Here is a 22,835-nt window from a genome sequence, read left to right as displayed (position 1 = left end):
AGCCAGGCCGGGCTCCATCATGACTTCACCTTCGGGCTCGACGCCCACCGAGGCGCAGGCCTTTCTCGACGCCCATCCTGAGATCGAAGCCTTCGATATCGTGCTGACCGATGCCAACGGCGTCGGCCGTGGCAAGATCGTGCGCCGGCACGAGCTGAAAGCCATCTTCGAAGGCGGCCGGCACATGCCGATCTCGATCCTCGGCCTCGACATCACCGGCGAGGACGTGCACGAGACCGGGCTGATCTGGACCACCGGCGACGGCGATCTGCGCGCCTGGCCGATTCCTGGCACGCTGGTGCCGCTCCACGGGACCAACCCGCCGCGCGGCCAGGTGCTGATGGCGATGTATCATCTCGACGGCGCGCCGATGTCATCGGACCCGCGGCTGGCGCTGGCAAGGCAGGTCGACATATTGGCGTCCAAGGGGCTGTACCCGGCCGGCGCCTTCGAGCTCGAATTTTTTCTCCTCGCCAATGAGCGCGACAGCGACGGCAAGGTGCAGCCGGCGCACGCCGTGCTGGATGGCCGCGTCTCGGGCAAGACCGAGGTCTACTCGGTCGACCATCTGCACGGCATGGAGCCGCTGTTTACCGACATCTATGCCGCGGCCAAGGCACAGGGCATTCCGGCCGAGACCGTGATTTCCGAATATGCGCCCGGCCAGTACGAATTGACGCTGAACTACCGCAAGGATGTGATGCGGGCGGCCGACGACCTCGTCATGCTGAAGCGGCTGGTTCGGGCGCAGGCGCGACGCCATGGCGTCACGGCTTGCTTCATGGCCAAACCGATCGAGAAATATGCCGGCTCCGGCATGCATTTCCACGTCTCGCTGCAGGACAAGGCCGGCCGAAACGTTTTTTCGGAGGCCGGTGGTGAGAGTTGGTCGCTGCCACTGCTGCGCGGGCTGGGCGGCCTGATCCAGACCATGGCGGAATCGATGCTGGTGTTTGCGCCGCACGCCAATTCCTGGCGGCGCTTCGTCTCCCAATCCTATGCACCGGTGGCGCCGACCTGGGGCGTCAACAACCGGTCGGTGGCGCTGCGCGTGCCGGCGGGCGACGCCAGGAACCGGCGCATCGAGCATCGGCCGTCGGGCGTCGACGCCAACCCCTATCTGATCGCGGCAACCGTGCTTGCCGGCATCGTCAAAGGGCTCGACGAAGGCCTCGACCCCGGCCCCGAGACGACCGGAAACGGCTATGAGGCGGCGGTGACGCGCACGACCATGCCGGTCGACTGGCGCGCGGCGATCGAGGCGGCCAGAGCGTCCAGCTTCCTCAAAGGCGCGCTTGGCGAAGACCTGCACCGCACCTTCGTGGCGATCAAGCAGTCCGAATACCTGCGCGTGGCGCGCACGGTCAGCGAGCTGGACTATCACCTCTATCTGCACGAGGTCTGAGCCCTCGGAGGAACCATCGCCCTTCCCGTCCATTTCAGTGTCAGAACCGACAGGACAAGATGATGGCGACCACAGGCCAAACGCATGAAGCGAAGAGGCCGGCCAGGCGCATTTCCGGGCCGTCCGACGAGCCACTGCCAGATGTCACCTCGATCTCGGAGCTGCGTGAGGTAGCGAAGGCTTGCCACCGCTGCCCGCTGTGGCGCGATGCGACGCAGACCGTGTTCGGCGAAGGGCCTGACGACGCCAAGGTGATTTTCGTCGGCGAGCAGCCCGGCGATCAGGAAGATCTCGCCGGCGCTCCCTTCGTTGGCCCGGCCGGCAGGGTGTTCGACGCCATACTGGACGACGCCGGGGTCGACCGCCAGAAAGTCTACGTCACCAATGCGGTCAAGCACTTCAAGTTCGAGCCGCGCGGCAAGCGTCGCATTCATTCCAAGCCGAACGCCGGCGAGATTCAGGCGTGCCGCTGGTGGCTCGACCAGGAATTCGGACTGATCAAACCGAACCTTGCCGTGGCGCTTGGCGCAACGGCGGCATTGTCGCTGCTCGGCAAGGCGGTTCCGGTGACGAAGATGCGCGGCCAGGCGATCGAGCGGGAAGATGGCATGCGTGTGTTCATCACCATCCATCCCTCCTTCATCCTGCGCATCCGTGACCGTGCGGACAAGGAGGCCGAGCGAGAACGGTTCCTTGACGACATGAAGCAGGTGAAGCGGCTGATGGCTGCCTGATCCAAACGATTAGCGAATCAGGATGGCCCTGAGATCGTTGACATTGGTGCCGGTCGGACCGGGCACGAACAGATCGCCGACCGCGTTGAAAGCCGTCCAGGCATTGTTGCCTGCCAGCATCGCCTTGGCGTCGATGCCGGCCGCGCGCATGCGCGCGACCGTGGAACCATCGGCGAAGGCGCCGGCATTGTCCTCCGAGCCGTCGATGCCGTCGGTGTCGGCGGCCAGGGCGTGAATGCCCTTCACATCATTGATGCCGATGGCGAAGGCGAGCAGGAATTCGGAGTTGCGGCCGCCTTTCCCCTTGGCACGCAGCGTCACCGTGGTCTCGCCGCCGGACAGGATCAGCACCGGCTTTGAGAAAGGCCGATTGCGTGTCGCTACTTCGCGCGCGATGGCCGCGTGAACCCCGCCCACCTCGCGGGCTTCGCCTTCGATGGCATCCGAGAGAATGACAGCTTCGATGCCCTGTCGGCTCGCTTCCGCTGCGGCTGCTTCGAGCGACACGCCGGCGGAGGCGATCAGATGCACCTCGTTGCGCGAAAAGCGCTCATCCCCGGGAACTGGTGCATCGGCGGCCGGTGAATTGATATGCGCCATGACCGAGGCCGGCAGGTTCATGCCGTAGGCTGATATCGACGCCAGCGCATCCGCCCGGCTGCCGGTGTCGGGAACGGTCGGGCCGGATGCGACCAGCGCCGGATTGTCACCGGGAATATCGGAGACAACCAGCGACACCATTTTGGCCGGCCAGGCGGCGGCGGCCAGCCGGCCTCCCTTGATGGTGGAAAGATGCTTGCGGATGGTGTTCATCGCCGCGATCGGCGCGCCCGACGCCAGCAGCGCCTCGTTGACGGCGATCTCGTCGGCCAATGTCAGGCCGGTTGCCGGTGACGGCAGCAGCGCCGAACCGCCGCCGGAAATCAGCGCCACCACCAGATCGTCGGCGGTCAGCCCTTGCACCTTCCCGAGCAGCCGCCGCGAAGCCTCGAGCCCGGCGGCGTCCGGCACCGGATGCGCCGCCTCGATGATCTCAATGCGCTCACATTTCGCGCCATAGCCGTAGCGGGTGACGACCAGTCCTTCGATCGGACCGTCCCACGCTTTCTCGAAGGCCGCCGCCATCTGCGCCGAGCCTTTGCCGGCGCCGATCACGATGGTGCGGCCCTTGGGCCTGACCGGCAAATGATAGCGGATGGTCTTTTCCGGATCGGCGGCGGCGACGGCGGCGTTGAAGATGGAAGTGAGGAAGGATTTGGGATCGAGAATGGTCATATCCGGCAGCCAGCAGCGTTTCGCGCATTCTTGCAGAGCTGACGTTGCGCCTCACCCCGACCCTCTCCCCGTGAAGAACGGGCATAGGGGGACAGCCAGCGGTGGAGCGTTTCACTTCCACCCGCAGCAGCGCAGCTGCTGCGAAGGACGGGCAGGCGGATGAGGGGCGGCGCCGATGTCACGATTTTTCTTCCGGCGGCAATACCAGTTCGCGCCTGTCGAGGCCCAAATGATTACACAGCGCATCGACCACCACGCCGTGATCCTCGCGCTCCGGCAACCCGGAGACGGCGATGACGCCGATGACCCCGACACCCTTGACCGTGACGGGAAAGCCGCCGCCGGCCAGCACGTAGTCAGCAATATCCAGGCCCTCGCCGATCTTGAAAGTGCGGTCGGGGCGCTGCTGTTCCAGCACCATGCGGTAAGTGCTTTTCAGGAACCGCTTGACGACGTTGATCTTGCGCCGCGCCCAGTCGGGATTGGAAGCGTTCGAGCCCGGCATGGCGGCGTAGAACAGCGGCCGGTCGAAGGTCCTGATGTCGACTATGACCGGGAGATTCTCGGTGAGCGCCCTGTCGCGGATCGCGGACCCGATACTGAACGCGACCGCCTCGTCGAAGGCGGGAAAGACAAGGACTTCCTCTTGTCTCTTGATCAGAGCGATGTCTTCGGCAACGGCCATGTCGTTCCCCTGTCAACGTCGCCGCACGCTTTGACGGATGGTTGCCGCTGGGTCAAGCCCGGGTCAAGCAAGGAACGCGCCGTCACGTTCTAAATTGCCAGATCGGTTTTTGCCGGCCGACCCGCCACATAGACCTCGCGCACGGCGCGATCATCGCCCAGCGTCTGCAAGAGAAAGAGTTCCTGCGCCAGCGTCTCGACGGTCTCCATCCTGAGCCGCATCGACGACGTCGCCCTGGCATCCAGCACGACGATATCGGCATCGGTGCCTTCCTCCAGCGTGCCGATCCTTTGCGCCACCGACAGCGCCTCGGCGTTGCCGCGCGTGACCTGCCAGAAGGACTGGAACGGGTTCAGCTTCTCGCCGTTCAGCGCGATCACCTTGTAGCCCTCGTCCATGGTGCGCAGCATGGAATAGTTGGTGCCGCCACCGACATCGGTGGCGGCGGCGATGCGGAGGGCTTTATCGCGGGTGCGGTAGCGCTGATAATCGAACAGGCCGGAGCCGAGGAAAAGGTTCGAGGTCGGGCAGAACACGGCTACGGAGCCGCTGTCCGAAAGCGCGTCCGCTTCCCGCTCCGACAGATGGATGCAATGGCCGAGCAGGCTCTTTCTACCCAACAGCCCGTAATGCTCATAGACGTCGGTGTAATCGCGCGACCACGGATAAAGCTCCTGCGTGAAGGCGATCTCGGCATGGTTTTCCGACAGATGCGTCTGGATGTGCAGGTCGGGGTATTCGCGGCATAGCGCGCCGGCCATCTCCATCTGCTCCGGCGACGAGGTGATCGCGAAGCGAGGGGTGATGGCATAAAGCTGCCGGCCCTTGCCGTGCCACTCCTTGATCAGCGCCTTGCTGTCGTCATAGCCCGATTGCGGCGTGTCGAGCACGCCATCGGGCGCGTTGCGGTCCATCATCACCTTGCCGGCGATGTTGAGCATGTTGCGGTCATGCGACTCGGCGAAGAAAGCTTCTGCGGAGGCCTTGTGCACGGAACAGTAGGCGGCAACCGTCGTGGTGCCGTGGCGCACCATCTCGTCGAGGAACAGCCGCGCGACGCGCCGGCCATGCTGCGCATTGGCGAATTTCGTCTCCTCCGGGAAAGTGTAGGCGTTCAGCCAATCGAGCAGTTCGGCGCCGTAGGAGGCGATGATCTGCATCTGCGGGAAATGCACATGGGCATCGATGAAGCCCGGCAGCAGCAGATGCGGCCGGTGATCAATCCTTCTCGCTGTCTCGCCTGCCTTCCTTTCAACATCGACGTAAGCGCCTGCAGCAACGATCCTGCCGTCGCGGATCAGCAGGCCGCCATCCTCCTCGTAGCGCCAGGCGGAATGATCATCGATGCTTTCCGGCCAGCGCGCGAAGGACAGCGTGCGGCCACGCAGAAGCGTCGAGGTCATGCTTATTTCCCCGCGCCTTCGAACCAGGCCACCAGCAGCGCCCGCTCCTTGTCGGTGATCTGGCTGACATTGGCGGGCGGCATGGCATGGCTGCGGCCGGCCTGCAGATAGATCTCGCGGGCATGCTCGGCGATGCCGGCGTCGGTATCCAGCATCACGCCCTTGGGCGCATGGTAGATGCCCTCGTAGACCGGCTCCTGTGAATGGCACATCGAGCAGCGGCCGAGCACGGTGTCGCGCACGGCCGGGAAATGGGCCGAGGCGATATAGACTTGCGCCGAGGCGGACGCCTTTGGTTCGCCGGTCAACACCTTCGGCACGGTGGACAACCAGACGATGATGAGGAACAGGACAAGGGCGCCCAGCCAGGTCCAGTGCGGGTTGCCGGCGCGCTTGTGCACGGTGTTGAAGTAGTGGCGGATCAACACGCCGATGATGAACACCAGGGAGGCGATGATCCAGTTGAACTCAGTGCCGAACGCCAGCGGGTAATGGTTCGACAGCATCAGAAACAGCACCGGCAGCGTCAGGTAATTGTTATGGAGCGAGCGCTGCTTGGCGATCTTGCCGTATTTCGGATCCGGCTTGCGGCCGGCGATGAGGTCGGCGACGACAATCTTCTGGTTGGGGATGATGACCATGAAGACATTGGCCGACATGATCGTGGCGGTGATGGCGCCCAGATGCAGGAAAGCGGCGCGGCCGGTGAACAGATGGGTCAGTCCCCAGGCGATGAACACCAGCACGCAGTAGAGCACCAGCATCAGGCCTGTATCGCTTTTGCCCAGCGGCGAACGGCAGAGCAGGTCATAAACCACCCAGCCGACGCCGATCGTCGCCATCGACAGGACGATGCCGACCGGCACAGACATCGGCAGCACGTTGGGATCGATCAGGAACAGGTCGGCCCCGGCATAGTAGACCACGCACAGCATGGCGAAGCCGGACAGCCAGGTGGCGTAGGATTCCCATTTGAACCAGGTGAGGTGTTCCGGCATCTCGGCCGGCGCGACCAGGTATTTCTGGATGTGATAGAAGCCGCCGCCATGCACCTGCCACTCCTCGCCGAAGGCGCCGGCAGGCATGCCCGGTCGCTGGCGCAAACCGAGATCGAGCGCGACGAAATAGAAGGACGAGCCGATCCAGGCGATGCCGGTGATGACATGCAGCCAGCGCACGGCAAAGCTCAGCCAGTCCCAGAAAATAGCGAAATCCATCATTGAAGTCGTCCCTGCCGATGAAGCGACTTTACGGTGTGGCGCGCAAACGGAAAGAGGCGAGGTGTGCGATGACTTTCAAAAAAAATTGGAAAATACTAGGTTGCTCGCACGCAGCTTGATTGAAAGCCACTGAACCGCATGGCCTATCTCGACAACATCGCCGTCTTCGTCCGCGTCGTCGAGCTCGGCAATCTGTCGGCGGCCGGGCGCGACATGCGCATTTCGCCGGCGGTTGCTTCCAACCGAATCAAGGAGCTGGAGAAGCACCTTGGTGTGCGGCTGTTCAACCGCACGACACGACAATTGATGCCGACCGAGCATGGCACGGTGTTCTACACCGGCGCCAAGCAGGTGCTGGAAGCGATCACCGAGGCGGAGGCCGCGGTTTCGGCCCTTTCCGGTCAGCCGCGCGGCACCATCCGCGTGACCGCGCCGCTCGGCCTCGGCCGCCGCCTGGTCGCCTCGGGTATTCCCGATTTCCACGACAAATATCCTGATATCGAAGTGCGGCTGAGGCTCTCGGATCACAATGTCGATATCATGAAAGAGGGCATCGACGTCGCCTTCCGACTCGGTATCATCGAAGATTCCAGCCTCAGGATGCGCGGCATCATGGAATGCGAGCGGGTGCTGGTGGCGGCACCCAAATATCTGGAGGCGCGCGGAGAGCCGGCCGAGCCGCAGGAACTGATCAGCAGGAAGCACGATTGCCTGATGCTGCGCTATTCCGGCGCGCGCGAATATGTCTGGACCTTGCAGACGCCGAACGGACCGCAGAAATTCGAGGTGCACGGGCCCTATGATACGGACGATGGCGACGTGCTGACCGGCTGGGCGCTGTCGGGGCGCGGCATCATCAACAAGCCGCGCTTCGAGGTCGAGCCGTTCATCCGCGACCGGCGGCTGAGGATCATCCTGGCCGGCACGCCGCCGACGCCGGTGCAGTTCGCCGCCGTCTATCCGCACAAGAAGCTGCAGGACCCGAAGGTGCGCCTGCTGCTGGATTTCATGGCCGAGCGCTGCCAGCGGCTGATCAAGGACATACTGGTCGGCAAGTGAGCGGCTCCTGGCCCAGTCGCAAGGGTTGCCTTGCGCGAAGGCGAACTTAGGTTCGCGGATGCCGCCTCATGGCCGATGGGCTTTGCGCCGACTGACGAGCTAGCCACAATGCATCTCACCGTTTCGCTCAACATTGCCTCCACGGCCGGGCAGGCCGGCGCGCTCACCTTCAGCGACTTGGCCGGCTTCGCGCAGCGGGCGGAAGCGGCCGGGCTGGACATGATTGTTCTCGACGATGCGCCGCCGGGCAGGGCCGGGTCGGGCAACCCGTTCGAAGCGACGACCCTGCTTGCCGCACTGGCGACCGTGACGAGCAGGATCGGGCTGGTCGCCACCGCGTCGATGGTTGCCCACCAGCCCTACAATCTGGCGCGCCGGTTCGCCTCGCTCGATATCATCAGCCACGGTCGCGCCGGATGGAACGCAACGATGGCGCAGGCGCCGAGCGAGGCGGCCAATTTCAGCCGGCCGGATGGATTTTCCAGCGACGAGTTTCGCCGCCGCTCCGAGGAATACATCGGCATCGTCCAGGGCTTGTGGAATGGCTGGGGGGCGGACGCGCTGTTGTTCGACAAAGACAGCGGCCGCTTTCACGATCCCGGAAAAATGCACCAGCTCGACCACAAGGGCGAATTCTTCGCCGTGCGCGGACCGCTGAACGTGGCGCGTTCGCCGCAGGATACGCCGGTTCTGGTCCTGTCCGGCCTGGCGGCAGGCGACCTCGACATTGCCGCGCGCACAGCCGATGTCATCCTGCTGGACGAAAGGCAGGCAGCGCGGCGCAAGGCACGCCATGACGAATTCAGGCGCCGCGTTTCCGCGTCCGGGCGCGAACCGGATGCCGTGAGAATATTGGCTGACATATCCCTCGCCGCCAACGGCGTCGCCGGGCTGGCCGACAGGATGGAGGAAGAATTCCGGGCGAACAATTGCGACGGATTCAACATCCGGCTGTCCGCGCACATTTCAGCGCTCGACGATTTCACCAATCGCGTTCTGCCGGAGCTGCGGCGGCGCGGCGTGATTCGACAGAGCCATGGGGGCACAACGCTGCGCTCGCATCTGGGACTCAGCGGCGGAGGCGACCGATGACCGCGCGCCAGATGAAGCTCGGCGTCTTTCTGTGGGCGACGGGCCACCATATCGCCGCCTGGCGGCATCCCCAGGCCCATGTGAAGGCCGGGATCGACATCGATCATTACGTCGCGCTGGCGCGCACGGCGGAAGCGGCGAAATTCGACCTGTTGTTCTGCGAGGATGCGGCCGGCCTGCGCGAAGCCGATGTCAGCATCGCCAGCCAGACCTCGCGTTCGATCGGCTTCGAGCCGATCAGCCTGCTTTCCGCACTCGCTGTCCAGACCAGCCGCATCGGCCTCGTCTCCACGGCTTCGACCAGCTACAACGAGCCTTACGGGCTGGCACGAACCTTCCTTTCGCTCGACCAGCTGAGCGGCGGGCGCGCCGGCTGGAACCTGGTCACGTCGGCCAGCCCGATCGAGGCCGCCAACTTCGGCGCAACGGGTCTCAGACCCCACGCCGATCGTTATGAACGGGCACGAGAATTCGCCGAAGTCGTCACCAGGCTTTGGCACGGCAAGCTCGGCGCCTCCGGCCATGACGGCCAGAGCTTTTCGGTGTGCGATCCACTCGATTTGCCGCGTTCGCCGCAGGGCGCCCCGGTCATGGTTCAGGCCGGCGCCTCGGATGTCGGCCGCGATCTCGCCGCTCGCACCGCCGATGTGGTGTTCACCGCCGCGCAGACTTTCGCGGAAGCGAAGGCTTTCTACGACGATCTCAAGGGCCGTCTGGCGGCCTATGGACGCGAACCGGACGACATCAAGATCATGCCCGGCGTCGCCCCGGTGGTGGCGGAAACCGAAGCGGAAGCGCGGGCGAAATACGAGGAGCTGCAGGAGCTGATCCCCGATGACGTCGGCGTAGCGCTGCTGTCCAGCTATCTCAGCATCTCCGATCTTCGGCGCTATCCGCTCGACGGGCCGCTGCCCGAATTGCCGGAGAGCGAAGGCATGAAAAGCCGGCAGGCCCTGGTCATCGAGCAATCGCGCCGCGACGGCCTTTCCATCCGCCAGCTTGCCCGCCATTTCGCTGGCGCACGCGGCCATTGGCGCATCGTCGGGACCGCGGTGCAGATCGCAGACGAACTCCAGGCCCGGTTCGAGGGCGGTGCGGCGGACGGCTTCAACGTCATGCCGTCATATTTCCCCGGCGAACTCGATGCCTTCGCCACCCTGGTCGTGCCGGAGCTGCAGCGGCGCGGCCTGTTTCGTAGGGATTATGAGGGCCGCACACTGCGCGATCATCTGGGCTTGAAGCAACCGGTATAGCCGCGACGTGACCTTACCCGGCCGTCGTCCTATCATGCGGCACCTGGTGCTCGGCATTTGCCGCGGCGCCGTGATTGACCAGCGCCGTCATGATCTCGGCGGCCGCTAGCGCGGCAATGACGGATGGGCGCTTGTCTTTCACGGCATCACCGCCAATTGGGGAAACGAGGCGGGCAAACTGCGCTTCCGTGCCCTCAGCCGACTTCAGGAACCAATTCCTGAATGTCGCTTTCTTGGTCTTCGAGCCGATCATGCCGACATAGGCGGTGTCATCACGCTTCAGGGCTTCGGCGACAATCAGGAAGTCCAGCGCATGATCATGGGTGAGGATGGCGAAGGCGCTGCCTGCAGGCGCGTTGCGCACCTCGGCTTCAGGCATCGGGGTCAGCCGCGTCTCGATGGCTTGCGGCATTCCGTCTAGCGCGTCGGCCCGTGTTTCGATGACAACGGCACGCACAGGGAGAAGCGCTACCGCGGAGGCCAGCGCCTGCCCGACGTGGCCGCCGCCGAAGATGTAGACATAAGGCAGTTCAGCCTGCTCGATTTCCGCGGCCGAAATCAGCTCCTGCGCCAACGTCGCATCGACGAGGCGGATCGACACCTCGACGCGCCCGCCGCAGCATTGGCCGATCTCCGGACCGAGCGCCACGTCGAGGATCACGCGGGCGTCGGGGCGGGTCTCTTCACCCTCCCCCTTGTGGATAGGGTTGGACGACGTCGTCGTCGAGGGATCTGTGAACGCCGCTCCCCCGCCCCGTTTCGCTGACGCCGCTTCGCGGCGTCCGCTCGCCGACCCTCCCCGCAAGGAGGAGGGTAAAGAGCCCAGCATCTGCCGTGCCTTGTCGATGGCCATATATTCCAGTTGGCCGCCGCCGATCGTGCCCGATGTCGCTGCTTGCGAGACGAGCATGAAGGCGCCCTTCTCGCGCGGCGTCGAGCCCTTCGTCGCCGCGACCTCGACGAGCGCGACCCGGCCGGTTTGGCCAAGAAAGGCTTTCAGGCTTTGCACAGTCGTGTTCATTTTTTACATTCCCTGTCGGGAAATATAGGCCTTTTCGGCCTGTTTTGCACGTTTTGCCGGAGTCAGGTCTTCGCCTCTTTCTTCAGCCGCTCGATCGCCATCAGCACGCGTTCCGGTGTCGCAGGCGCATCGAGACGTGGACAGATCCTGTGGTCGGCGACGCTTGCCACCGCGTCGGACAGGGCATGCAGCACCGACATGCCGAGCGGGAAGGGCGGCTCGCCGACCGCCTTGGAGCGATGGATCGTCGGCTCACCGGCCTCCGGCCAATCGGCCAGTGTCACGTTGAAGATCTTAGGCCGGTCCGACGCCAGCGGGATCTTATAGGTCGAGGGCGCATGCGTGCGCAGCCGGCCCTTGTCATCCCACCACAGTTCCTCGGTCGTCAGCCAGCCCATGCCCTGGATAAAGCCGCCCTCGACCTGGCCGAGGTCGATGGCGCGGTTCAGCGAGCGGCCCGTCTCGTGCAGGATGTCGGTGCGTTCGACCATGTATTCGCCGGTCAGCGTGTCGACCGAGACTTCCGAGCAGGAGGCGCCATAGGCGAAATAATAGAAAGGACGGCCCTCGCCCTTGTCGCGGTCCCAGTGGATCTTCGGCGTCTTGTAAAAGCCGGCCGCCGAAAGCTGGATGCGGGCCATATAGGCCTGCTTGACGAGGTCGGCGAAAGGTATCTCCTGGTTGCCGATTCGCACCCTGTTGGGCAGGAACAGCACCTGGTCGCGTGGCACCTGGTATTTCTCGGCGGCGAAATCGGTCAGCCGGTCCTTGATCTGGCGGGCGCCATTCTGCGCCGCCATTCCATTGAGGTCGGTGCCGGACGACGCGGCGGTGGCCGAGGTGTTCGGCACCTTGCCGGTGGTCGTCGCGGTGATCTTCACCTGGTCGAGATCGATCTGGAACTCTTGCGCCACCACTTGCGCCACCTTGACGTTGAGGCCCTGCCCCATCTCGGTGCCGCCATGGTTCAGATGCACCGAACCGTCGGTGTAGACATGCACCAGCGCGCCGGCCTGATTGTAATGCGTGGCGGTAAACGAGATGCCGAATTTGACCGGCGTCAGCGCCAAGCCCCGCTTGATGAAGCGGCTGTTGTTGTTGAAGGCCGAGATCTCGCGCCGGCGCCTTGCATAGCTGGCGCTTTCTTCCAGTTCCCCAACGATGCGGTGGATGATGTTGTCCTCGACCACCTGATGGTAGGGCGTGACGTTGCGGTCGGCGGTGCCGTAGAAATTCCGCTTGCGGATCTCGAGCGGGTCCTTGCCGACGGCGAACGCCACCTCGTCGATGATACGCTCGGCGCCGACCATGCCTTGAGGGCCGCCGAAGCCGCGAAAGGCGGTGTTCGAGACCGTGTTGGTGTAGAGCGGCGCCGACTGTGCATGCACAGCCGGCCAGAAATAGGTATTGTCGCAGTGGAACAGCGCGCGGTCGGTGACCGGCCCGGAAAGGTCCGCAGAAAAGCCGCAGCGCGCCGCGAACATGAAGTTGACGCCGAGAATATTGCCCTCATCGTCGAAGCCGGCCTCGTAGTCGATGAGGAAATCGTGCCGCTTGCCGGTGGCGATCATGTCGTCATCGCGATCGGGCCGGATTTTCACTGCCCGATGATGCTTCTTGGCGGCGATCGCGGCCAGCGCTGCAAACTGGTTGCCCTGCGTTTCCTTGCCGCCGAAGCCGCCCCCCATGCGACGCATTTCCACGGTAATGGCGTTGCTCGGCACGCCGAGTGCATGACCAACCATGTGCTGGACTTCGCTCGGATGCTGGGTCGAGGAATAGATAGTGACATCCTGATCCTCGCCCGGAACCGCCATCGCGATATGGCCTTCGAGGTAGAAATGCTCCTGGCCGCCGACGCGCATTTTTCCTTTCAGCCGGCGGGGGGCCTGACGGATCGCAGCAGCCGCGTCGCCGCGCTTCAGCGTCAGAGGCGGCGTGACGAGTTTGTCCCTGGTCGGATCGAGCGCGCCGATGTCGGTGACGAAAGGCAATTCCTCGTATTCGACCCTTGCCAGCCTGGTGGCGCGCCGCGCCTGCTCGCGCGTCTCGGCAATCACGCAAAAGATCGGCTGGCCGAAAAACTGTACCTCGCCGTCGGCGAGTACCGGCTCGTCATGGCGCCCGGTCGGCGAAATGTCGTTCTCGCCCGGCACATCCTTTGCCGTGAGCACGTCGATCACGCCGGGGGCGGCGCGCGCCGCCGACAGGTCCATTTTGGCGATGGTGGCATGCGTGGCCGTGGCCAAGCCGAGGCAGCCATGCAGCGTGCCCGCCGGTTCGGGCATATCATCGATGTAAACGGCGCTGCCGCTGACATGCTTGTGCGCGGAATCATGGCGCTGGTCTGTGGCGACGCCGCCGACGATCTTTTCGGCCTTTAAATTGGCGCTGGCGTGCTTGTTCATCATGCCGCCACGTTGCGCGACACCTGGAATGGTGCCCTGGTGCCGGTGGTTTCGACAAAGAAACGCAACAACAAGTTTTTCGCCGCCAAAGCCCGATATTCAGCGCTCGCCCGCATGTCGGTGAGCGGCGTGAAATCCGTTGCGTATTCGGCCATCGCAGCCTCGACTGTTTCTTCGGTCCAGGGCTTGCTGAGCAGTGCCTTCTCGACGTTCGCAGCCCGCTTCGGCGTCGCCGCCATGCCGCCATAGGCGATGCGGATATCGGCCACGGTGCCGTCCCTGGCCAAGGTCAGAAAAAACGCGCCGAGGGCGGCGGTGATATCCTCGTCGCGGCGCTTGGTGATCTTGTAGACGCCGAACTTCGTTTCGTTTGCCGGAACCGGCACATGCACGGCCTCGACGAACTCGCCGGCCTGCCGGTCCTGCTTGCCATAAGCGATGAAGAAATCCTCGAGCGGGATCGTGCGCCGCTTGCTTCCACGGCGCAGCGTCAGCCGCGCGCCGAGCGCGATGAATGGCGGCGGTGTGTCGCCGATCGGCGAGCCATTGGCGATGTTGCCGCCGATCGTGCCCATGTTGCGCACCTGTTCGCCGCCGATGCGATCGAACAATGGCCCGAGCGCCGGGATGCGTTTCGACAGCATCGCGAAGGCATCGGAATAGGTGACGCCGGCGCCGATCGAGATCACGTCCTTGTCCTCGGCAATGGCGCACAGCCCGTCGAGATTGCCGATGAAGATGACAGGCGAAATATCGCGCATGTGCTTGGTCACCCAGAGACCGACATCGGTCGAGCCGGCGACGATGGTGGCGCCCGGTTCCTTGTCGAGCACGGCGGCGAAATCGTCAACGTCAGCCGGCACGACGAGCCGCGCCTTGCCGGCGCCGATCTCGATCCGTGCCCCGTCGCCCATCGCCTCGAGTCTGGCCATGATCGACTGACGCTCCAGCGCAAGCGGATCCTTCTGTGCTTTGCCGTAGCTGGAGATGGCGCGGGCCGCGCGCATGATCGCCTCATAGCCGGTGCAGCGGCAGAGATTGCCCTGCAAGGCCTTTTCGATGGCCGCGTCCGACGGTTCCGGTGATTTCATCCACAAGCCGTAAAGCGACATGACGAAACCTGGCGTGCAGAAGCCGCATTGCGAACCGTGGAAATCCACCATCGCCTGCTGCACCGGGTGCAACTGGCCCGGCGTTCCACGGAGATGCTCGACCGTCACGACATGGGTGCCGTCCAACGAACCCAGAAAGCGGATGCAGGCGTTGACACTTTCATAGACCAGTTCGCCGGCGGAAAGCCTGCCGACCAGCACGGTGCAAGCGCCGCAATCGCCCTCTGCGCAGCCTTCCTTGGTGCCGCGCAGCGATCGGTCGAGCCGCAGCCAGTCAAGCAAGGTCGCGTCAGGCGCCACGGATGACAGCACGACATCCCTGCCGTTGAGGATAAAACGAATATCGTTACGGATCTTGACCTCGGCCACGTCTCAGCTCCCCCTGTAAGTCGAATAGCCATAGGGCGAGACGAGCAGCGGCACATGATAGTGCACGGCATCCGCCATGCCAAAGCGGATCGGCACGGTGTCGAGGAAGGCCGGCTCGGGCAGTTTCGTTCCCTGGCGCCGCAGATAGTCACCAGCGGCGAAAACCAGCTCGTATTCGCCGGTCTGGAAATCCGCGTCGGCCAAAAGCGGTGCGTCGCAACGGCCGTCGGCGTTGGTGGCGACCGTCTTCAGATGCGTCCTGGCCGAGCCATCGATCCGGTAGAGCGCGATCGACAATCCCGCCGCGGGCTTGCCGGTTGCCGTATCCAGGACATGGGTCGTCAGACACCCGCCATCGATTTTCGACGTTTCTGCCATTGTCCGCCTCCCATTCCAATACGAACAAACCGGCCGGTACAGCCAAACATTGCTGATGAATTGTGCGCCAATTAAAGGCGATGCATAAGTCCCGGTCGAGCGGAGTGCGACAAAAACACTTTCAAAAATTTTCGGGGGAATGCGAGAAGCACCCTTTCGATATCCTGATCATACTTCGGGCGATGCCCCGTGGGAGGGACGATGCGTTACACCAGAGACATGCGCGGCTACGGAGCCAATCCGCCGGATCCCAAATGGCCCGGTGGCGCGCATGTGGCCGTGCAATTTGTCGTCAATTACGAAGAAGGCGGCGAGAACTGCGTCCTGCATGGCGACAAGGCTTCGGAAGCCTTCCTGTCGGAAATCGTCGGCGCGGCTCCCTGGGCGGGCCAACGCCATTGGAACATGGAATCGATCTACGAGTATGGGGCGCGGGCAGGCTTCTGGCGGCTGCTTCGCCTGTTCACCGAGGCCGAGGTGCCAGTGACCTGTTACGGCGTCGCCACGGCACTCGCCCGCTCGCCCGATCAGGTGACGGCGATGCAGGATGCCGGCTGGGAGATCGCCTCGCACGGACTGAAATGGATCGACTACCGCGACCACAGCGCCGAGGACGAGCGCCGCGACCTCAAGGAGGCGATCCGGCTGCACTACGAAGTGACAGGCGCGCGCCCGACGGGCTGGTACACCGGCCGGACGTCGGTCAACACCGTGCGGCTGGTGGCGGAGGAAGGCGGCTTCGACTACGTCTCCGACACTTATGACGACGAGCTGCCCTACTGGTTCGCGGATGACGGGACCGACAGGCCACAGCTCATCATCCCCTACACGCTCGATGCCAACGACATGCGCTTCGCCACGCCGCAGGGCTTCAACTCGGGCGACCAGTTCTTCGCCTATCTGAAGGACAGTTTCGACACGCTCTATGCCGAAGGCAAGGCTGGGCGGCCGCGCATGATGAATATCGGCCTGCACTGTCGCCTCGTCGGGCGGCCGGGGCGGGTGGCGGCGCTGAAGCGCTTCGTCGACTATGTGAAGTCGCACGACAAGGTCTGGCTGGCGCGGCGTATCGACATCGCCAGGCATTGGCGCGAGACCCATCCATACAAGCAGCCGGTGCTGCGCCCTTCGAGGATGGAATTCGAGGCCTTCGTGCATGCTTTCGGCGGCGTTTTCGAACATTCGCCGTGGATAGCCGAGCGCGCTTACGAGCTGGAACTTGGCCCGGCGCACGACAGCGCCGGCGGCCTGCACAATGCGCTCTGCCGCGTTTTCCGCGCCGCAAGCGAAACGGAGCGGCTGGGCGTGCTCAACGCCCATCCAGACCTTGCCGGCAAGCTGGCAAGGGCCAGGCGGCTGACGGCGGAATCAGCCAGGGAACAGGCTTCGGCCGGCCTCGATGAGCTGACCGACAAAGAGCGCGAGCTGTTTTCCAAGCTTAACGCCGCCTACGTCACCACCTTCGGTTTCCCGTTCATCGTCGCGGTGAAGGGCAAGACCAGGCAAGAAATCCTGGCGGAGTTCGAAAGGCGCATCGGCAACAGCCGCGGCGTCGAATTCGAGACCGCCTGCAAACAGGTCGAGCGCATCGCGCTCTTCCGCCTCAAGGACATGCTTCCGCAATAGGTTTGAACCCATGGATACGATCAGGATGCCCGAGCGAACCTATTATGCTCCACATGGCGGCCATTCCGGCCAGAGTGAGCTTCTGACCGGCCGCGCCGTCTTCACCGAGGCCTATGCCGTCATCCCCAAGGGCGTGATGCAGGACATCGTCACCAGCGCCCTGCCATTCTGGGACAAGACCCGCGTCTGGATATTGTCGAGGCCGCTGTCGGGCTTTGCCGAGACGTTTTCGCAGTACATCGTCGAGATCGCGCCCGGCGGTGGCAGCGACCGGCCGGAACCCGATGCCGGCGCCGAGGGCGCCTTGTTCGTGGTCGAAGGCGAACTGACCGTCCTGCTTGCCGGCGAAAGACATGTCTTGCGGCCGGGCGGCTTCGCCTTCCTGCCGCCGTCGAGCGGCTGGACTGTTCGCAACGAAAGCAATGCGGCTGTCCGCTTTCACTGGATACGCAAGGCTTATGAGTCCGTCAGCGGCCTCGAGGTCCCGCAAGCCTTCTTCACCAACGAGCAGGACATCGGGCCGACGCCGATGCCCGGTACCGACGGCCGTTGGGCGACGACGCGCTTCGTCGATCCGGCCGACATGCGCCATGACATGCACATGACCATCGTCACCCTCGAACCGGGCGCGGTCATTCCCTTTGCCGAGACCCATGTCATGGAGCACGGGCTCTATGTCCTGGAAGGCAAGGCCGTCTACCGGCTCAACCAGGACTGGGTCGAGGTGGAGGCCGGCGACTATATGTGGCTGCGCGCCTTCTGTCCGCAGGCCTGCTATGCCGGCGGACCGGGAAAATTCCGCTATCTGCTCTACAAGGACGTCAACCGGCACGCCAAGCTCGGCAGTGCCGGGATCGCAGGGCGTGCGCCGTGACCCGCATCGTCGCGCGGCCGCTGACCCGCGAGGGCTTTGCCCCGTTCGGCGATGTCATCGACATGGGCGGCGACAACCACTACCCGATCAACGGCGGCAAGGCCGAGCGCTACCATGATCTGGCGACCGCCGAGGCCGTGGGGCCGAATGCGCGCGTGCTGATCTCGATGGTGCGCGGCACGCCTTACGAATTGCCGCTGGCGCTGACCATGGTCGAGCGTCACCCGCTCGGCAGCCAGGCCTTTATCCCGCTGTCGCCACGACCGTTCCTGGTCGTCGTCTGTCATGACGGCAAGGACGGTCCGGCCGAGCCGCATGCCTTCATCACCAAGCCAGGGCAAGGCATCAATTATTCACGCAATCTATGGCACGGCGTACTGACGCCATTGGGTGAGCCGCAGGATTTCCTGATCGTCGACCGTGGCGGCGACGGCTCCAATCTCGAAGAATTCCATTTTTCGCACACCTACGAGATTCATCTCCCCGACGAGATCCTTTGATGACCGACATTTCGCTGATCGACCGCCTGCTCGACGTCATCGAGCACGACATCGTGCCGAAGACGCAGGAAGGCGTCGCCCATGGCAACAAGCTGTTCGGCGCGGCGATCCTGAAGAAAGGCGACCGCTCGCTGGTGCTGGCCGAAACCAACAACGAGATCGAAAACCCGCTCTGGCATGGCGAAGTGCACTGCCTGAAACGCTTCTACGAAATGCCCAAAGCCGAACGTGTCGACACCAAGGAGGCCATCTTCCTGGCCACGCACGAGCCCTGTTCGCTCTGCCTGTCGGCGATCACCTGGACCGGTTTCGACAATTTCTACTATCTGTTCAGCCACGAGGATTCGCGCGACAGTTTTGCCATCCCGCACGATCTGAAAATCCTGAAAGAGGTCTTCACCCTCGATCCCGGCGGTTACAATGCCGAGAACGCCTATTGGAAGAGCTTTTCGATCCGCAGGCTGGTGCGGGCGCTGCCCGAGGCGGAACGCGGGCGGCTGGAGGCGCGCATCGGCAAGATTGCAGCACTTTATGAAGCGCTCTCTGGCGACTACCAGGCGAACAAGGCCGAGAACGACATTCCGCTGAACTGAGGGCACCAAGCAGCGGCACAGGTCGCATATTCCGCTGCTCCAGTCGCGAATGGCGATTGAAACTTGCCGCGCCGCGAGGCGTTATGCGCGCCATGAAAACCGTCACCGAGTTTCCCCGCAAGGTCGTCGAATTCCCTGATATGGACATCGTCATGCCGGATGGCTGCCGGCTGTCGGCGCGGGTGTGGATGCCGGAAGATGCCGGCGACGATCCGGTGCCTGTCATCCTCGAGCACCTGCCCTACCGCAAGCGCGACGGCACCATCTTTCGCGACCAGCTGACGCATCCCTATTTCGCCGGCCACGGCTATGCCTCGATCCGTGTCGACATGCGCGGCAATGGCGATTCCGAAGGGCTGATGGACGACGAATATTCCGAGCAGGAATTGCAGGATGCCTGCGACGTCATCGCCTGGGCGGCCGCCCAACCCTGGTGCAACGGCAATGTCGGCATGATGGGCATTTCCTGGGGCGGCTTCAACTGCCTGCAGGTGGCAGCCATGCAGCCGCCGGCGCTCAAGGCGGTGATCAGCCTGTGCTCGACCGTTGATCGCTATGCCGACGACATCCACTACAAGGGCGGCTGCCTGCTGCTGGAAAATTTCGGCTGGGCCTCGACAATGCTGTCCTATTCGTCACGGCCGCCGGACCCGCTGCTGGCGGGCGACAACAGATGGCGCGACCTGTGGCTCAGCCGGCTGGAGAACCAGTCGTTCCTTTTGCCACTCTGGCTTGGCCACCAGCACCGCGACGCCTACTGGAAACGGGGATCGATCTGCGAGGATTTCTCCGCCGTCAAGGCCGCGGTGCTGTCGATCGGCGGCTGGCATGACGGTTACCGCAACACCATCTCGCATCTCGTCGCCAACATCGAGGCGCCGGTCAAAGGCATTGTCGGCCCTTGGATCCACAAATACCCGCATTATGCCGGGCCCCAGCCGGCAATCGGCTTCCTGCAGGAAGCGCTGCGCTGGTGGGACCGCTGGCTGAAGGGTATCGAGACCGGCGTCGAGGCCGACCCGGCCTACCGCGCCTATGTGATGGACAGCGTGCGGCCAGCGCGCTGGCATCCGGAACGGCCGGGCCGCTGGGTGGCGGAGCGGCAGTGGCCGTCGCCCGACATAAAGACCCAAACGATCGACCTGATCCCGGCGGGCGGTAAATCCGTCATCATCGCTTCGCCGCAAAGCTGCGGGCTGGCCGGCGGTGAGTATTTCCCGTTCACCTTCGGCCCGGAATTGCCGGGCGACCAGCGTCCCGACGACGCGCTGTCGGTGTGTTTCGACCAGCCGGAACTCGCCGAGGCGACCGACGTCGTCGGCGCACCGGAAGTCGAGGTCCGGTTATCCTGCGACCGCCCGCAGGCCAACATCGCGGTGCGGCTTTGCGACGTGCATCCCGATGGCGCCTCCGAACTGATCTCCTATGGCGTGCTCAACCTGACGCATCGCCTCTCGCACGAATTCCCGCAAGCGCTTGTCCCCGGCGAGAGCGTTTCGGCACGCGTCGTGCTCGACCAGTGCGCCTATCGCGTGCCGGCCGGCCACCATTTGCGCATAGCCGTCTCGAACGCCTATTGGCCCATGATCTGGCCCTCGCCGGAGCCGGTCCGCCTGAGCCTGTCGGCGGCGACGCTGAAGCTGCCGCTGCGCCCGCTGGCGACGGGCGACGAGGTCACGTTCGCCGCGCCGGAGGCTGCTCCCCCCTGGGCAACCGAGACGATCCGCCCGGCCAATTCGGAACGCCGCGTCGACCGCGACGAGAAGACCGGCATCGTCACGCTTTCCATAGAAGACGATTTCGGCGAGGTGCGCGATCTTGCACATGGCCTGGCGAACGGCAGCATCGCCCGCGAGACCTGGACGATCCATCCGGACGATCCGTTGTCGGCTGGGGGACGGACGCATTGGACGCAAACCCTGTCGCGAAGCGGATGGTCGGTGCGCACCGAAACATCGGCCGAAATACGCTCGGACGCCAAAAACTTCATCGTAAGCGCCCGAATTGAAGCTTACGAAGGCGAAAAACTCGTCTTCGAACGCGATTTTGAACAGGCGGTTCCGCGCTCGCTTGTTTGAGCGGCAAGGCATTGGTCCAATTGCGACGTGCCATTTACGCCACGGCATGTCGCATTCGGTCTTGCTTACCGCTTTCCCTTGCGGTCATTATTCCCCTCACAAGAAACAAGAAAACGACCACTAAGGTCGAACCAACAGAGTGAGGAACTCAAAATGTCAAACGAACTGGAATTCCTTAGCCGACGCGTCGCCTCAGGCAAGCTCAGCCGTCGTGATTTTCTCGGCCGGGCGGCAGCGCTCGGCGTCACCGCGACCTTCGCCAACTCACTGCTTTCGAGCGCGGCGCGCGCAGCCGGCCCGGTCAAGGGCGGCACGCTCAAGGCAGGCCTGGTTGGCGGCGAGTCCACCAACAGCCTGGATCCAGCCCTGTTCATGACGCAGGTGCCGTTCGCCTTCGGCAAGATGTGGGGCGAACTGATCGTCGAGCTTTCCCCAGAGGGCAAGCTCGAGAACCGCATCGCCGAGGAGATCGGCTCGTCCGACGATGCCAAGGTCTGGACACTGAAGATCCGCGACGGCGTCGAATTCCACAATGGCAAGACGGTGACCGCCGAAGACGTCGCCGCCACGCTCGAGCGTCATTCGGACGAGAAGTCGAAGTCCGGCGCGCTCGGCTACATGAAAGGCATCGAAAGCATCAAGGCCAGCGGCAAGGAAGTGGTGCTGACGCTGAAGGAGGCCAATGCCGATCTGCCCTACCTGCTCAGCGACTACCACCTGATCGTCCAGCCCAATGGAGGCAAGGACAAGGCCGATGCCGGCATCTCGGCGGGCCCTTACAAGGTCACCACCAACGAGCCCGGCGTGCGCCATGGCGGCGAGCGCTTCGCCAATTACTGGCAGGGCGACAAGATGGGCCATGCCGACCAGATCGAGATCATCGTCATCAACGACGCTACGGCCCGTACGGCCGCCCTGCAGGGCGGCCAGGTCAACATGGTCAACCGCGTCGAGCCGAAGATCGTCGACCTGATCAAACGCGTGCCGGGCGTCACCATCCGCAACCATGCGGGACCGGGCCACTACGTCTTCATCATGCACTGCAATACGGCGCCGTTCGACAACAACGACCTTAGGATGGCGCTGAAGCTGGCGATCGACCGCGAAGAAATGCTGAAGAAGGTGCTGCGCGGTTACGGTTCGCTCGGCAATGATTTCCCGATCAATGCCGCCTACCCGCTGTTCACCGAGATCGAGCAGCGCACATACGATCCGGACAAGGCCAAGTTCCACTACAAGAAGTCGGGGCATGACGGCGCGGTGCTGCTCAGGACCTCCGACGTCGCCTTTCCCGGCGCCGTCGACGCGTCCCAGCTTTTCCAGCAGAGCGCGGCCAAGGCCGGCATCCAGATCGAGCTCAAGCGCGAGCCGGGCGACGGCTACTGGAACGAGGTCTGGAACAAGCAGCCCTTCTGCGCCTCCTATTGGGGCGGACGCTCGACCCAGGACCAGATGTACTCGACCGCCTACCTGTCGACCGCCGACTGGAACGACACGCGTTTCAAGCGCCCGGATTTCGACAAGATGGTGCTGGCGGCGCGCGCCGAGCTGGACGAGGCCAAGCGCAAGGCGATGTATCACGACATGGCCGTCATGGTGCGCGACGAAGGCGGCCTGATCCTGCCGATGTTCAACCAGTTCATCGACGCCACCGGCGCCAAGGTGGGCGGCTGGGTGGACGATCCGCACCAGGAGTTGATGAATGGCTATGCCCTGGCAAAGTGCTGGCTCGAAGCCTGAGCCGGCCTTG

The 22,835-nt window shown here is 63.9% G+C and carries 19 protein-coding genes; 11 read left to right on the top strand and 8 right to left on the bottom strand.

What is annotated here, in order from left to right:
* Positions 1-19: 19 nt before the first annotated feature.
* The gene (locus LB541_RS26635; protein ID WP_140501251.1) at positions 20-1,405 is read left to right on the top strand and encodes a glutamine synthetase family protein; all 1,386 of its coding nucleotides are present in this window, start codon (positions 20-22) and stop codon (positions 1,403-1,405) included.
* Positions 1,342-2,139, top strand: a complete 798-nt coding sequence (locus tag LB541_RS26630) for a UdgX family uracil-DNA binding protein (RefSeq protein ID WP_318012639.1) — start codon at positions 1,342-1,344, stop codon at positions 2,137-2,139. The genes LB541_RS26635 and LB541_RS26630 overlap by 64 nt, the downstream gene beginning before the upstream one ends.
* A 9-nt stretch (positions 2,140-2,148) precedes the next feature.
* Here the strand turns inward: LB541_RS26630 and LB541_RS26625 are convergent, their stop codons facing one another.
* From LB541_RS26625 to LB541_RS26610, 4 genes are all read right to left on the bottom strand, one after another.
* Complete coding sequence (locus tag LB541_RS26625) at positions 2,149-3,414, bottom strand: glycerate kinase (RefSeq protein ID WP_224619956.1); 1,266 nt, start codon at positions 3,412-3,414, stop codon at positions 2,149-2,151.
* 178 nt (positions 3,415-3,592) lie between these two features.
* Complete coding sequence (locus tag LB541_RS26620) at positions 3,593-4,099, bottom strand: heme-degrading domain-containing protein (protein WP_224619955.1); 507 nt, start codon at positions 4,097-4,099, stop codon at positions 3,593-3,595.
* An 89-nt stretch (positions 4,100-4,188) separates the two neighbouring features.
* Complete coding sequence (guaD, locus tag LB541_RS26615; RefSeq protein ID WP_224619954.1) at positions 4,189-5,502, bottom strand: guanine deaminase; 1,314 nt, start codon at positions 5,500-5,502, stop codon at positions 4,189-4,191.
* A gap of 2 nt (positions 5,503-5,504) precedes the next feature.
* Positions 5,505-6,722 (bottom strand): urate hydroxylase PuuD, encoded by a 1,218-nt coding sequence (locus tag LB541_RS26610; protein WP_140729538.1) that lies wholly within the window; start codon positions 6,720-6,722, stop codon positions 5,505-5,507.
* A gap of 138 nt (positions 6,723-6,860) precedes the next feature.
* Here LB541_RS26610 and LB541_RS26605 point away from each other — a divergent pair, with 138 nt between their 5' ends.
* From LB541_RS26605 to LB541_RS26595, 3 genes are all read left to right on the top strand, one after another.
* Positions 6,861-7,781, top strand: coding sequence for a LysR family transcriptional regulator (locus LB541_RS26605; protein WP_140558761.1), 921 nt, complete (start codon positions 6,861-6,863; stop codon positions 7,779-7,781).
* Between the two features lie 108 nt (positions 7,782-7,889).
* Complete coding sequence (locus LB541_RS26600; protein WP_224619953.1) at positions 7,890-8,873, top strand: LLM class flavin-dependent oxidoreductase; 984 nt, start codon at positions 7,890-7,892, stop codon at positions 8,871-8,873.
* On the top strand, positions 8,870-10,126 hold the full coding sequence (locus LB541_RS26595) for an LLM class flavin-dependent oxidoreductase (RefSeq protein WP_224619951.1): 1,257 nt from the start codon (positions 8,870-8,872) through the stop codon (positions 10,124-10,126). The genes LB541_RS26600 and LB541_RS26595 overlap by 4 nt, the downstream gene beginning before the upstream one ends.
* 13 nt (positions 10,127-10,139) lie before the next feature.
* Here LB541_RS26595 and xdhC read toward each other — a convergent pair whose 3' ends face one another.
* The 4 genes from xdhC to uraH all read right to left on the bottom strand — a co-directional run bounded on the left by xdhC (position 10,140) and on the right by uraH (position 15,414).
* A complete protein-coding gene (gene xdhC, locus LB541_RS26590) occupies positions 10,140-11,147 on the bottom strand; it encodes a xanthine dehydrogenase accessory protein XdhC (RefSeq protein ID WP_224619949.1) in 1,008 nt (335 codons plus the stop codon).
* 62 nt (positions 11,148-11,209) lie between these two features.
* A complete protein-coding gene (gene xdhB, locus LB541_RS26585) occupies positions 11,210-13,555 on the bottom strand; it encodes a xanthine dehydrogenase molybdopterin binding subunit (RefSeq protein ID WP_224619966.1) in 2,346 nt (781 codons plus the stop codon).
* Positions 13,555-15,036, bottom strand: coding sequence for a xanthine dehydrogenase small subunit (xdhA, locus tag LB541_RS26580; RefSeq protein ID WP_224619948.1), 1,482 nt, complete (start codon positions 15,034-15,036; stop codon positions 13,555-13,557). The genes xdhB and xdhA overlap by 1 nt, the downstream gene beginning before the upstream one ends.
* Positions 15,037-15,039: 3 nt before the next feature.
* The gene (uraH, locus tag LB541_RS26575) at positions 15,040-15,414 is read right to left on the bottom strand and encodes a hydroxyisourate hydrolase (RefSeq protein WP_224619946.1); all 375 of its coding nucleotides are present in this window, start codon (positions 15,412-15,414) and stop codon (positions 15,040-15,042) included.
* Between the two features lie 201 nt (positions 15,415-15,615).
* On the opposite strand from uraH, the gene puuE reads away from it, so the two are divergent.
* The 6 genes from puuE to LB541_RS26545 all read left to right on the top strand — a co-directional run bounded on the left by puuE (position 15,616) and on the right by LB541_RS26545 (position 22,825).
* Positions 15,616-17,040, top strand: a complete 1,425-nt coding sequence (gene puuE / locus LB541_RS26570; RefSeq protein ID WP_140580621.1) for an allantoinase PuuE — start codon at positions 15,616-15,618, stop codon at positions 17,038-17,040.
* Positions 17,041-17,050: 10 nt separating this feature from the next.
* Positions 17,051-17,914 carry a bifunctional allantoicase/(S)-ureidoglycine aminohydrolase gene (locus LB541_RS26565; protein WP_140501178.1) on the top strand — a complete coding sequence of 288 codons (864 nt, stop codon included), beginning with the start codon at positions 17,051-17,053 and terminating at the stop codon, positions 17,912-17,914.
* Positions 17,911-18,414: an ureidoglycolate lyase gene (locus tag LB541_RS26560; protein ID WP_224619945.1), complete on the top strand. Its 504-nt coding sequence runs from the start codon at positions 17,911-17,913 to the stop codon at positions 18,412-18,414. Before LB541_RS26565 ends, LB541_RS26560 begins: the two co-directional genes overlap by 4 nt.
* Positions 18,414-19,007 (top strand): nucleoside deaminase, encoded by a 594-nt coding sequence (locus tag LB541_RS26555; protein WP_140501182.1) that lies wholly within the window; start codon positions 18,414-18,416, stop codon positions 19,005-19,007. The genes LB541_RS26560 and LB541_RS26555 overlap by 1 nt, the downstream gene beginning before the upstream one ends.
* A gap of 92 nt (positions 19,008-19,099) precedes the next feature.
* Complete coding sequence (locus tag LB541_RS26550; protein WP_224619943.1) at positions 19,100-21,085, top strand: CocE/NonD family hydrolase; 1,986 nt, start codon at positions 19,100-19,102, stop codon at positions 21,083-21,085.
* Positions 21,086-21,238: 153 nt separating this feature from the next.
* On the top strand, positions 21,239-22,825 hold the full coding sequence (locus tag LB541_RS26545; protein ID WP_140512805.1) for an ABC transporter substrate-binding protein: 1,587 nt from the start codon (positions 21,239-21,241) through the stop codon (positions 22,823-22,825).
* The last annotated feature ends 10 nt before the right edge of the window (positions 22,826-22,835 follow it).

This window comes from Mesorhizobium sp. BR1-1-15 (assembly GCF_020165475.1).
Taxonomy (GTDB): domain Bacteria; phylum Pseudomonadota; class Alphaproteobacteria; order Rhizobiales; family Rhizobiaceae; genus Mesorhizobium.
Note: the sequence above shows the minus strand (reverse complement) of the source record. Positions and strands in the feature narration are given on the sequence as shown.

Excerpts from the sequence above, each read along its gene's own strand:
- LB541_RS26635 (WP_140501251.1), top strand. The coding sequence starts at position 20 with ATGACTTCACCTTCGGGCTCGACGCCCACCGAGGCGCAGGCCTTTCTC.
- LB541_RS26625 (WP_224619956.1), bottom strand. The coding sequence starts at position 3,414 with ATGACCATTCTCGATCCCAAATCCTTCCTCACTTCCATCTTCAACGCC.
- LB541_RS26620 (WP_224619955.1), bottom strand. The coding sequence starts at position 4,099 with ATGGCCGTTGCCGAAGACATCGCTCTGATCAAGAGACAAGAGGAAGTC.
- guaD (WP_224619954.1), bottom strand. The coding sequence starts at position 5,502 with ATGACCTCGACGCTTCTGCGTGGCCGCACGCTGTCCTTCGCGCGCTGG.
- LB541_RS26610 (WP_140729538.1), bottom strand. The coding sequence starts at position 6,722 with ATGATGGATTTCGCTATTTTCTGGGACTGGCTGAGCTTTGCCGTGCGC.
- LB541_RS26605 (WP_140558761.1), top strand. The coding sequence starts at position 6,861 with ATGGCCTATCTCGACAACATCGCCGTCTTCGTCCGCGTCGTCGAGCTC.
- LB541_RS26600 (WP_224619953.1), top strand. The coding sequence starts at position 7,890 with ATGCATCTCACCGTTTCGCTCAACATTGCCTCCACGGCCGGGCAGGCC.
- LB541_RS26595 (WP_224619951.1), top strand. The coding sequence starts at position 8,870 with ATGACCGCGCGCCAGATGAAGCTCGGCGTCTTTCTGTGGGCGACGGGC.
- xdhC (WP_224619949.1), bottom strand. The coding sequence starts at position 11,147 with ATGAACACGACTGTGCAAAGCCTGAAAGCCTTTCTTGGCCAAACCGGC.
- xdhB (WP_224619966.1), bottom strand. The coding sequence starts at position 13,555 with ATGAACAAGCACGCCAGCGCCAATTTAAAGGCCGAAAAGATCGTCGGC.
- uraH (WP_224619946.1), bottom strand. The coding sequence starts at position 15,414 with ATGGCAGAAACGTCGAAAATCGATGGCGGGTGTCTGACGACCCATGTC.
- puuE (WP_140580621.1), top strand. The coding sequence starts at position 15,616 with ATGCGTTACACCAGAGACATGCGCGGCTACGGAGCCAATCCGCCGGAT.
- LB541_RS26565 (WP_140501178.1), top strand. The coding sequence starts at position 17,051 with ATGGATACGATCAGGATGCCCGAGCGAACCTATTATGCTCCACATGGC.
- LB541_RS26555 (WP_140501182.1), top strand. The coding sequence starts at position 18,414 with ATGACCGACATTTCGCTGATCGACCGCCTGCTCGACGTCATCGAGCAC.
- LB541_RS26550 (WP_224619943.1), top strand. The coding sequence starts at position 19,100 with ATGAAAACCGTCACCGAGTTTCCCCGCAAGGTCGTCGAATTCCCTGAT.
- LB541_RS26545 (WP_140512805.1), top strand. The coding sequence starts at position 21,239 with ATGTCAAACGAACTGGAATTCCTTAGCCGACGCGTCGCCTCAGGCAAG.